Source organism: Sphaerospermopsis aphanizomenoides BCCUSP55 (genome assembly GCF_001586785.1).
GTDB classification, from domain to species: domain Bacteria; phylum Cyanobacteriota; class Cyanobacteriia; order Cyanobacteriales; family Nostocaceae; genus Sphaerospermopsis_A; species Sphaerospermopsis_A aphanizomenoides_A.
Genome location: NZ_LUFH02000069.1, coordinates 22,058 through 33,284, shown reverse-complemented (window position 1 = coordinate 33,284; position 11,227 = coordinate 22,058). Strand labels below are relative to the sequence as shown.

General features: G+C 39.9%; 9 protein-coding genes. 3 read left to right on the top strand and 6 right to left on the bottom strand.

What is annotated here, in order from left to right; genetic code table 11:
- On the bottom strand, window positions 1-641 hold a 641-nt coding region (locus tag A0J48_RS17490), incomplete at its 3' end, for a leucine-rich repeat domain-containing protein (RefSeq protein WP_200325247.1).
- Window positions 642-743: 102 nt separating this feature from the next.
- Between A0J48_RS17490 and A0J48_RS17485 the strand changes: the two genes are divergently transcribed.
- Together A0J48_RS17485 and A0J48_RS17480 are read left to right on the top strand one after the other, a co-directional pair.
- Window positions 744-2,087, top strand: a complete 1,344-nt coding sequence (locus A0J48_RS17485) for a histidine phosphatase family protein (RefSeq protein WP_200325245.1) — start codon at window positions 744-746, stop codon at window positions 2,085-2,087.
- A 173-nt stretch (window positions 2,088-2,260) separates the two neighbouring features.
- On the top strand, window positions 2,261-3,529 hold the full coding sequence (locus A0J48_RS17480) for a dihydroorotase (RefSeq protein WP_200325243.1): 1,269 nt from the start codon (window positions 2,261-2,263) through the stop codon (window positions 3,527-3,529).
- A gap of 26 nt (window positions 3,530-3,555) precedes the next feature.
- Here A0J48_RS17480 and A0J48_RS27475 read toward each other — a convergent pair whose 3' ends face one another.
- The 3 genes from A0J48_RS27475 to A0J48_RS17470 form a co-directional block, all read right to left on the bottom strand.
- Window positions 3,556-3,678 carry a type II toxin-antitoxin system HicA family toxin gene (locus A0J48_RS27475; protein ID WP_267910316.1) on the bottom strand — a complete coding sequence of 41 codons (123 nt, stop codon included), beginning with the start codon at window positions 3,676-3,678 and terminating at the stop codon, window positions 3,556-3,558.
- A 188-nt stretch (window positions 3,679-3,866) separates the two neighbouring features.
- Window positions 3,867-6,641 carry an acetate--CoA ligase alpha subunit gene (gene acs, locus A0J48_RS17475; protein ID WP_200325241.1) on the bottom strand — a complete coding sequence of 925 codons (2,775 nt, stop codon included), beginning with the start codon at window positions 6,639-6,641 and terminating at the stop codon, window positions 3,867-3,869.
- 86 nt (window positions 6,642-6,727) lie between these two features.
- Window positions 6,728-7,195 carry a hydrogenase maturation protease gene (locus A0J48_RS17470; protein ID WP_200325239.1) on the bottom strand — a complete coding sequence of 156 codons (468 nt, stop codon included), beginning with the start codon at window positions 7,193-7,195 and terminating at the stop codon, window positions 6,728-6,730.
- 463 nt (window positions 7,196-7,658) lie between these two features.
- Between A0J48_RS17470 and A0J48_RS17465 the strand changes: the two genes are divergently transcribed.
- On the top strand, window positions 7,659-8,054 hold the full coding sequence (locus tag A0J48_RS17465) for an Alr5209 family pentapeptide repeat protein (RefSeq protein ID WP_200325237.1): 396 nt from the start codon (window positions 7,659-7,661) through the stop codon (window positions 8,052-8,054).
- A 188-nt stretch (window positions 8,055-8,242) separates the two neighbouring features.
- Here A0J48_RS17465 and A0J48_RS17460 read toward each other — a convergent pair whose 3' ends face one another.
- Complete coding sequence (locus tag A0J48_RS17460; protein ID WP_200325235.1) at window positions 8,243-9,835, bottom strand: 2-isopropylmalate synthase; 1,593 nt, start codon at window positions 9,833-9,835, stop codon at window positions 8,243-8,245.
- A 160-nt stretch (window positions 9,836-9,995) separates the two neighbouring features.
- Window positions 9,996-10,517, bottom strand: a complete 522-nt coding sequence (locus A0J48_RS17455) for a LabA-like NYN domain-containing protein (RefSeq protein WP_200325233.1) — start codon at window positions 10,515-10,517, stop codon at window positions 9,996-9,998.
- Between the last annotated feature and the right edge of the window lie 710 nt (window positions 10,518-11,227).

Below are 11,227 nucleotides of genomic sequence, written 5' to 3'. Positions count from 1 at the left end.
TGGGTGATTTGGTTGTGACTGAGGTCAAGCTGGGTGAGATTGGTTAATTTAGCCAGCGCCTCTGGTATCTGGGTGATTTGGTTGTGACTGAGGTAAAGCTGGGTGAGATTGGTTAATTTAGCCAGCGCCTCTGGTATCTGGGTGATTTGGTTGTGACTGAGGTAAAGCTGGGTGAGATTGGTTAATTTAGCCAGCGCCTCTGGTATCTGGGTGATTTGGTTGTTATAGAGGTGAAGCCTCGTGAGATTGGTTAATTTAGCCAGCGCCTCTGGTATCTCGGTGATTTGGTTGTTATAGAGGTAAAGCTGGGTGAGATTGGTTAATTTGGCGAGCGCCTCTGGTATCTCGGTGATTTGGTTGTGACTGAGGTAAAGCTGGGTGAGATTGGTTAATTTGGCGAGCGCCTCTGGTATCTCGGTGATTTGGTTGTGACTGAGGTAAAGCTGGGTGAGATTGGTTAATTTAGCCAGCGCCTCTGGTATCTCGGTGATTTGGTTGTGACTGAGGTAAAGCTGGGTGAGATTGGTTAATTTAGCCAGCGCCTCTGGTATCTCGGTTAAATTTTTCCCCGACAGGTCTAACTCTTCCCAACCCTCAGCCGCAGCGCGATCTATCAGTGCCAACAACTCATCCTGCGTCATAATTCCAATCACCCATTACCCATTACCAATTACCAATCACCAATAGTAATCTATCAGCCGTTTTACAGTAAAATTAAACCTTTGGAGAGAAGAGGTTTTTTAATGACTCGTGTCATCATTGTGCGTCATGGGCAAAGTACATATAACATTGAAAGACGTATCCAAGGACGTACTGATGCGTCAACGTTAACGGATAAAGGTCGGAGCGATGCGGGTAAAACGGGTAAAGCCCTGAGTAATATTACATTTAACGCCATATACAGCAGTCCTCTCAACCGAGCGAAGACAACAGCGGAGATTATTTGCAGTGAGTCGGTGGAACAGTCTGCTGCGATCCAGGTTTCTGAAAATCTGGTGGAAGTAGATTTACCTTTATGGGCGGGAATGTTATCTGCTGATGTGAAAGAGAAGTTCCCTGATGACTATAGTATCTGGAAAAAACGTCCCCATGAGTTGCGGATGGTTGTCAATGACGCAAATGGGACACGAGAACATTTCCCTGTTTTGGCTTTATATGAACAAGCAAAGCAGTTTTGGCAAGAAATTTTATCTCGCCATCAAGGGGAGACTATTCTCATTGTTGGACATAATGGTATTAACCGCGCCCTGATTAGTACGGCTTTGGGTATTCCTCCCAGTGGCTATCACGGTTTACAGCAGTCTAATTGTGCAATTAGTGTTTTGAATTTTGCCGGTGGTTTGGGTGACACGGTTCAATTAGAATCAATGAATCAAACCCAACATTTGGGAGACACTTTACCGAGTTTGCGCCCCAATCATCAAGGATTTAGATTATTATTGGTACGTCACGGGGAAACAGAATGGAATCGTCAAGGTAAGTTCCAAGGACAAATTGACGTTCCTCTCAATGACAATGGCAGAAGTCAAGCCGCAAAAGCTGGTGAGTTTCTCCAAGATGTGGCGCTTGATTTTGCTTTTAGCAGCACTATGGCACGTCCAAAAGAAACAGCCGAAATTATTCTCAAGCCACATCCTGATGTAAAGTTGGAATTATTGGATGGGTTACGGGAAATCAGTCACGGACTTTGGGAAGGTAAGTTTGAAGCGGAAATAGAACAGGAGTTTCCCGGAGAGTTGGAACGCTGGCGCACTATTCCCGCCGAGGTGCAAATGCCGGAAGGAGAAAATTTACACCAAGTATGGGAACGTAGTGTAGCTGCTTGGCAGTCAATATTACAAGCTGCTGAGGAAAATCACCTGCAAACCGGTTTAGTAGTGGCTCACGATGCGACTAACAAAACTTTACTCTGCCATATCCTGGGTTTATCACCAGAAAATTTCTGGAATTTCCGTCAAGGTAATGGTGCAGTTAGTGTAATTGACTATCCTTCAGGTGCAAGTGGTTTACCAGTTTTGCAAGCGATGAACATTACTAGTCATTTGAGTGGTGGTGTATTAGATAAAACGGCAGCCGGAGCATTGTAGAATTTTGGTGTAGGTTTGCGCCAATCTATCCTATCGGCTGTCGGTGAGAGAATTTTGGATTTTGGATTTTGGATTTCTCTATTAATCCCAAGTCCGAAGTTTAAATCTTGCGTACTCAAGAAATAAAATAAACAAATAACTGGCGCATTCATAGGTAATAGCCGATAGATACAATGACAAAGGAATTGCTACAACAAGTAAGGGTCATTGACCCAGTTGCGGGAACTGACCAAATAGCTGATGTGCTAATTGTTGATGGTTATATCCAAGCAATTGCACCACAAATTTCAGATATCAGTGCTGATGCTGCAATTAAAGATTGTCGTGGTTTGATTTTAGGTACTGGTTTAGTTGATTTATATAGTCATTCTGGTGAACCGGGGTTTGAAGAGAGAGAAACTCTGGCTTCTTTTTTGCAAGCTGCTGCTGGTGGTGGTTTTACTAGAGTTGGTGTATTACCTGATACTTTACCAGTTATTGATAACCAGGCTTTGGTAGCACAGTTGCAGAAGCAAATTAAATTAGAGGAAAGTTTACATTCTTCTCCCCATCTTCAAGTTTGGGGTGCGATGACTTTAGATTTAGCTGGTAAGCAATTAACGGAATTTGCTGATTTAGCTACTGCGGGAGTTGTGGGTTTTACAGATGGTAAACCTTGGGAAAATTTGGCTATAGTCAGGCGGATATTGGAATATCTGCATCCTTTTGGTAAACCTGTGGCGTTTTGTCCTTGCGATCGCTCGTTATCAGCCAATGGTATCATGAGGGAAGGCGCGGAGGCTTTGCGTATCGGTTTACCACCTGTCCCCGCTAGTGCAGAAACTAGTGCGATCGCTGCTTTGTTAGAATTGGTAGCCGCTATAAGAACTCCTGTACATATTATGCGGGTTTCTACGGCGCGGAGTGTAGAATTAATTGCAATGGCAAAGTTTCAAGGTTTACCAGTCACAGCCAGCACCACTTGGATGCATCTATTGCTAGATACAAGAGATATTAAGAGTTATCACACAGCCTTGCATTTAGACCCACCTTTAGGTAATGTCAGTGATGTAGCGGCATTGCGTGGTGGTGTGCGTGGAGGAGTAATAGATGCGATCGCAATTGATCATGCAGCTTTCACCTATGAAGAAAAAGTCCAGGCTTTTGCAGAATCACCACCAGGGGCAATTGGTTTAGAATTAGCATTACCATTATTGTGGCAAAATCTGGTGGAAACTGGGGAATTTACGGCTTTAGAACTATGGCGCGTTTTGAGTAATCAACCAGCAGCGTGTTTACAACAGGAAATTAAAGCTATTAAAGTCGGTGAAAAAGCAGAATTAACATTATTTGATCCTCAACAAACTTGGACTGTAAATAGAGAAAATCTGTATACCCTTTCTAATAATACACCTTGGTTTGGTCAGGAAATTAAAGGACGAGTTTTACAAATTTGGTGTTAATTTTTAAAATGGGAAAGCATTAATGTTTAAAGTGCTTCCCATTCATTCCTATTTATTTGTGCCTGTTTTAATATTTTTACCAATAAGCTTTTACTGATATCTCCTTCATGGGGATTAGGAATTATTAATCTCACGTCATCTCTAACCATAATAAGTACCCAAGCAAAATTAATTGTACATATTGATTGAAAACAAAAATGTCTGTATTCCTTACCTATTCCCTATTCCCTATTCCCTATTCCCTCTCCTAACTAGAAAATTTATTTTGCACGACTACTTATTATAAAATTGTCACCTTGAAATTATCAAGGGTGGAGAAACCCCACCCCTAGGAAAATCAAGTTGTCAGTTTAATTTGCGCCCTTAACACCGTTGCATCTGCTGTAGGTGAAATCTGGAAACCGAGTTTTTCACACACTCGCTGCATCCCTAAATTATCTGCCAAAATATCAGCATAGATACAGGAGATTTTCTCGTTTTGACCAACTTCTATTAATCTCTTAAGTAGTTCTGTACCTAGTCCTTGACATTGAAAGCGATCGCTCACCAGCATAGCAAATTCTGCATCATCGCTACCATGTAATTTACTCAATCTTCCGACAGCTAAAATTTCTGTTGCTTTGGTTTCTGGATTTTCATATTCTGTCACTAATGCCATTTCGCGGTCATAGTCAATGAAGCAAATTCTGGTGAGTCGTTCGTGGGTAATGCGTTGACTCAATTTAATCAGGTGAAAATAACGGAAATAAACACTTTCTTCTGAGAGAGTTTTGTGAAATTGTACCATCAAAGGTTCATCTTCAGGACGAATAGGACGGATGGTAATTGGTGTACTATCTTTTAATTGCCAATTACCGATATATTGACTTGGATAAGGACGAATTGCTAATTTTGGTAATTCCTCTGGTGTCACATCAAGAGAATGTAAAACGATCCTGCCATCTAATGCTATTAAACCACCAGGATGATCAGGAGTAGGAGGAATAGCTAACAAAGGATTAATATCAATTTCTTTAATCAAAGGTTGTTCTACTACCAAATGACTAAATACTACTAACAATTCTGCCAATGCAGCCATATCTATACTTTGTCTACCGCGCACACCTTTGAGGGCTTTATAAATTTTAGTTTGTTCCATCATCCGGCGTGCTAAAGTTGTATTCAAAGGCGGAATGGCAATAGCACTATCTTGGAAAACTTCTACTAACTGTCCCCCAGCACCAAATAATAATACCGGACCAAACTGCGGATCTAAACTACTACCAACAATTAATTCATAACCGCTAGTTTTTACCATTTGTTGTACAGTTACGCCTAAAAAATCGTCGGGTTTGGCTTTTTCTAATACCGATGATTCTATTAAATGATAGGCGCGTTTTACGGCTTCAGCATTTCGCAAATTTAACTGTACACCACCCACATCTGTTTTATGAGTAATGGTTTGGGAATAGAGTTTTAAAACTACAGGATAACCAATAGTTTCTGCACACTGAACCGCTTCCTCTGCACTTTTAGCAATGCTACCAGCAACTACAGGAATACCATAAGCTGCTAAGATTTCCTTAGATTCAAATTCTGTGAGAATAGTCCTACCTGCTTTTCTGGCATCGTTAATAATAGTTTCCACCAATGCACAATCACGGACATTACCCTCACATTCTACAGTCGGTAATACGGGAGTTTCATAAATACCTTTTAAGTTATAACTATACCGCCACATATAACTAAATACCCGCGCTGCTGTATCGGGATAACGATATGTAGGTATACCTTGACTGTTGAGAATTTGTTCTCCCTCAGTTACATCTGCACCACCCATCCAACTTGCTAAAATCGGTTTATTCGACATTTGTGCATAGGGTTTTAATAGTTCAGCAGTTTGGGTGGGATCTGTCATGGCTTGGGGTGTTAATATTACTAATAAGCCATCACTATTAGGATCTTTAGTGGCAATTTCTAAGGCTTTTGTATAACGTTGTGGATCAGCATCTCCTAAAATATCAATGGGGTTATTGTGACTCCATTGGGGTGGTAAAATTTCATTCAAATCCTGAACTACTGCTTCCGAAATTGGTGCTAGTTCTCCCCCACTTTCTATTAATGTATCGGTGGCTAAAACTCCTGGTCCACCAGCATTAGTTAAGATCGTTAATTTTGCACCTTTGGGACGAGGTTGTTTTGCTAATACTTCCGACATATCAAATAAATCAGAAATACTATTAACTCGTAATACTCCACAACGACGGAAAGCAGCATCTAAAACAGCGTCACTTCCTGCTAATGCTCCTGTGTGAGAAGCGGCCGCTTTTGCTGCTGCTGCGGTACGACCTGCTTTAATCACAATTATCGGTTTTGTTAATGCTACTTCTCGCGCAGCGGATAGGAATGAACGCGCATCCCCAATAGATTCCATATAAATTACAATACTTTTTGTATTAGGATCATCTCCCAGATAATAAATTAAATCTCCCCAACCAATATCTAACATTGAACCGATGGAAACGAAGGCACTAAAACCGACGTTTTCCTGTAAACTCCAATCCAGAATAGCTGTACATAATGCCCCACTTTGACTTAAGAAACCAACGTTTCCCGGACGTGCCATTGTACTGGCAAAGGTAGCATTTAAACCGGAAAGAGGACTCATGACTCCTAAACAATTCGGTCCAATAATTCTAATTTTTCCCCGGTGTGCTATTTGGAGTATTTCTTGTTCTAAAGCGATACCTTTTGCACCTGCTTCTTTAAAACCTGCGGAAATAATTATTGCTCCTTTAATTCCCGCATCAACACAATCAGAAATAATTTTGGGAACGGTATGTGCAGGGGTAGCAATTACAGCTAAATCAATTTTTTCAGGAACATCAAAAATAGTAGGATAAGCTTTAATTCCTAATACACTATGCCGTTGGGGATTGATAGGAAAAACAGTCCCATTAAAGGGATTAGTAATTAAATTCCAAAGTAGGGTACGTCCCACACTTCCAGGTTTTTCACTTGCACCAATTACTGCTACAGTTTTAGGTGCAAAGATAGCATCTAAGGGGTTTATTCTTTCAGTTTGTAAGATATCATAAGCCCGGTCTTTGGTCGGTTGAATAGATTTTTGCATAACTACTCCTTTAAACAGGTGACAGGTGACAGGTGACAGTAGAGATAAGGATATGGGGAAAAAATTAGTTATGATTCTTCACTTATTCATTCCAACTCCATCCATAAATCGTTACATTTATCGAGAATTTGAATAATTTTTATGAGTGCGATCACTATGCCTTGTTCTGCTAAGGGTGAAATGCGATCGCTAATTTCAAAGTTAAATCCAGGTACAGTTACTAACCAAGCTGAAGGACAATGACCATAAAGAAATTTAGTAAGAGCAAGCAGAGATCCCGGATCACCTATATGTCCATTGATATCATTACTAGTATCTGGAGAAAGTGATTTAATTTGTATATCTAAAGGTTCACAATTAATAGAAGCATCTACAAAAATTGCTAAATTAGTAGTTGCTAAATTTGCTGCTAATTCCGGTGTCAATTGATGAACTGCAAGAGAATCTACTGTTAATAAATGCCAAGATTCAATAGCATTTGCTATTTTATTACCAATTCCATCGTCACCCCGTAATTCATTGCCATAACCAATCACCATTGCAGTTCCACTCATTATTTTATCACCCTTTTATGTAGTAACTACGTTATTGATTTTTAACAAAATTTTTAACAAAATTTTTAGCTTTATTTTTTCATCCATCATCTGAATTTGCTAATAAATTTAAGGGATGGTATCAGCCTGTATTCCCTGATGGTTATTAGAGGCTGATTGACTCCATGTTTAAAATTAACGCAAAAAGTTGAGGAACTTGTGAAGAAATTCCATAATTTGGCTTTCTGAATCAAGGAATCCTATTTGCTTTGTCTATTTGCTTGGTAAGAATTTAGGGTAGCAGATACCCTACTTATCCCAGAAATCGGAAATGTTGGTGTTCACTGATAATTTCATCTGGTTATATCTGGAGACAAATTTATGTTAAAAATGACTTCACCTGTGGGATTATTGGTTATATGATCAATATGCGTGGTGAAATAAGCCCAGTCAAAAAAATTTAGATAAATTGTGAGGCTGTTTTATGCCTAAAGTAAATTTTCAACAGCCCATTAATACCGCTGCTAGGATTATAGAAGAGTACGAAGCCGGAAACCGCAACTTTGAAAAAGCAGAATTGGGTAATGCTAATCTGCAAGACGTTGACTTGAAAGGATCTGACTTCTGCTATGCTGATTTGAGCGCAGCTAACCTCAGTGGTACTAATTTGCGGGGATGTGATTTGAGTTTTGCCGATTTAAGCCAAGCTAATTTACAAAATGCAGATTTACGAGGAGCAATGTTGTTTTCAACGGATCTGCGTCAAGCTAATTTACAAGGAACTCATTTAGAAAAAGCGGATTATGACCAGAACACCCATTTTCCACCCGATTTTAACTTTATCAAAGCAGGTGTAAAGATGAGTGATAAATCTGTATAAATACTCAGGCGGTGATAATATCCGCCTCATATTTATAACCGGGCTGAAGGGTAGAAAAAAACATCTATATATTGATATTAAAGAACTAAAAACATGAGTGCAATATGGTTTCATCAATATTAAATAACAGACTTGCTATTTAAGCTAAAAGTGGGTTAGTCAAGATAAATCACTAACCCACTCTCAGACTAGGCCGTTACTTCTTCCTTCGCTTGCTGCTGCAATGCAGCATACAATCTATTCAGTGCATTTACATAAGCCTGAGCCGATGCCACAATAATGTCGGTATTGGCTGCATGACCGGAAAATACACGAGAGTCATAACGTAAGCGGATAGTCACTTCCCCAAGTGCATCAATTCCTCCTGTCACCGATTGCACAGAAAACTCAATCAACTCATTGGGTACATTCACTACCCGATTGATGGCTTTATAAACTGCATCTACTGGGCCTGTACCAATAGCCGCATCGGTTAATTCTTGTCCGTCGGGAGTGCGGAGAGTAACTGTAGCGGTGGGTTGAGCATTGCTACCACAGGAAACCTGCACCAACTCTACTTTAAATAAATCTGGTGCTTGTTGAATTTCGTCATTAACAATAGCTTCCAAATCCCAATCAGAGATTTCTTTCTTTTTGTCCGCTACTTCTTTGAATCGAACAAAGGCTTTATTCAAGTCATTTTCTGACAAGTCAAAGCCTAATTCTTTTAACCGAGTCCGGAAAGCATTTCTGCCAGAATGTTTACCCAATACAATTTGATTGTCTGTTAACCCAATCAATTGGGCATCCATAATCTCATAGGTGAGTTTGTTTTTCAACACTCCATCTTGGTGAATCCCAGACTCGTGTGCAAAAGCATTAGCACCGACGATGGCTTTATTGGGTTGCACCAACATTCCTGTTAGGTTGGAAACCAAACGGGAAGTTTTATAAATTTGCTTGGTGTCAATATTGGTTAAGGATGCTTGAGAATCCGCAGGTCTACCAAAGAAGGGGTTAAAATATTGCCTACGGACGTGCAGCGCCATTACCAACTCTTCTAAAGCAGCGTTTCCGGCTCTTTCTCCAATGCCGTTGATGGTACATTCTAGCTGTCTTGCGCCGTTTTTCACAGCTTCCAAGAAGTTGGCAACAGCTAAACCCAAATCGTTGTGGCCGTGAACGGAAATAATGGCTTTGTCGATATTGGGGACATTTTCTACAATGCCTTTGATAATAGCCCCAAATTCGCTGGGAGTAGTGTAACCTACCGTGTCAGGAATATTAACAGTTGTGGCACCAGCGGCGATCGCTCTTTCCAAAACTTGATACAAAAATTCTGGATCAGATCGTCCTGCATCTTCGGGGGAAAATTCTACATCATCGGTGAAGGTTTTGGCATAAGCTACCATTTCTTCCGCAATGGCGATCACTTCTGGCCTAGTTTTTTTCAGCTTATATTGCAAGTGAATATCAGAAGTAGCAATAAAAGTATGAATTCTGCCCTTTGCTGCTGGTTTTATGGCTTCGGCGGCGGCTTTAATATCATCATGTCTAGCTCTGGCTAAACTACAAATAATCGGACCATTTTCTGTGCCTACGGTTTGAGCAATTTTGCTAACCGCTTCAAAATCACCTGGACTAGCAAAAGCAAACCCAGCCTCAATAATATCTACACCTAGACGAGCTAATTGCTTGGCAATAATCAGCTTTTCGTCTATATTTAATGTCGCTCCTGGACACTGTTCTCCATCTCGCAGTGTCGTATCAAAGATGATAATTCTGTCTGCTTGATTGCTCATTGGTTTGGGGTTGTTTGGCTTTGATTTGGGGCTAAGAATAGCTTGAACTTTATTTTTGAACAGTTATTAGTTCTCATTTATCAATTATCAACTTTTTTCCTGTTCCCTGGTCAGAGTTGCCTGATTTAACGCTTGGCTTTGTAAATAATTGTTAATTTTACTAAGCTTCAGTTTTTTCTATTTGGTCTCTAATATCGTTCAAGTCTATATATCTATCAGTAGCATTGCGTAGTTCTCTAGCTATCATTCCCTCAGTTGATACTACTGTAATATGCGTATTTTTTGACCGTAATAGTTCGATCGCTCTTTCAAAATCTCCATCTCCACTGAATAAAACAACTCGGTCATATTGATCTACCGTATTAAACATATCGACAACAATTTCAATATCTAAATTTGCTTTTTGCGAGTAACGACCAGAGACATCATCATAGTATTCTTTGAGAATTTTAGTGCGTACTGTATATCCCAAACTAATGAGTGCATCTCTAAAACCGCGTTGATCTTGTGGATCTTTTAAACCTGTGTACCAAAAAGCATTAATTAATGTTGTCTCCGGCTGTTCATTCTTGAAATATTCTAAGACTCTGCGGGGGTCGAAAAACCACCCATTTTTTTGTTGAGCATAGAACATATTGTTTCCGTCTACAAAAATAGACAGACGATTCATCGTAGAACCCATATAAATTACACCTAAATAATAGATAAGAATGTAAGATTGAACAATAGATTATAGCAATTCTTAATTGGCAAGGATGCTAATGTCTATAAGGTGGTTTTCATGTATAGCTTTGATCTTATAGCAGGAAACAGAGAGCAGCGCGGTCTTGGGTTTTCCCCAAGTGGAGCGACTGCAAAGTAACAGGCAAGAGGGAACAGAGTTGAAAGTCTTGTTGTATGTGATAGCGTAACTTGCCGTAAACCATGTTTTATAATCACTATCTGTTCTCATCCAACTGAAAACCGCTATATCTCTGTCGCAGCATAAAATTGGCTAAAACATTTAATTTAAGATACTTGTAAATGAACCTGTTGAACCTCCAACTGTTTCTCAGATAGGGTTTGCTCACAATCTACCCATAAAATTGATTTGGGGATCAGAATTCTGATCTGTATATCCGTCAAGTTTACTCCTAAAGAGGTATACTCTCGACTTGCGGCAGTAACCAGTACAGCATACCGAAAATAACTATCCGGTTGCACCAGCTTAAACAGCTTCTGAAAAAACCATTACTTCTGCCTTTTGTCCTGGAGTTTCCTCCCCGCTTGCGCTAGGCTGATGTCCATTAATAAATTTTCTCATTAATAGTTCAGTTATACATACACTGAGGACATACTTAAATATAGAAGCAATCTAGCAAAAGTAACCATTGCCAGATTTGGGGAGAATTT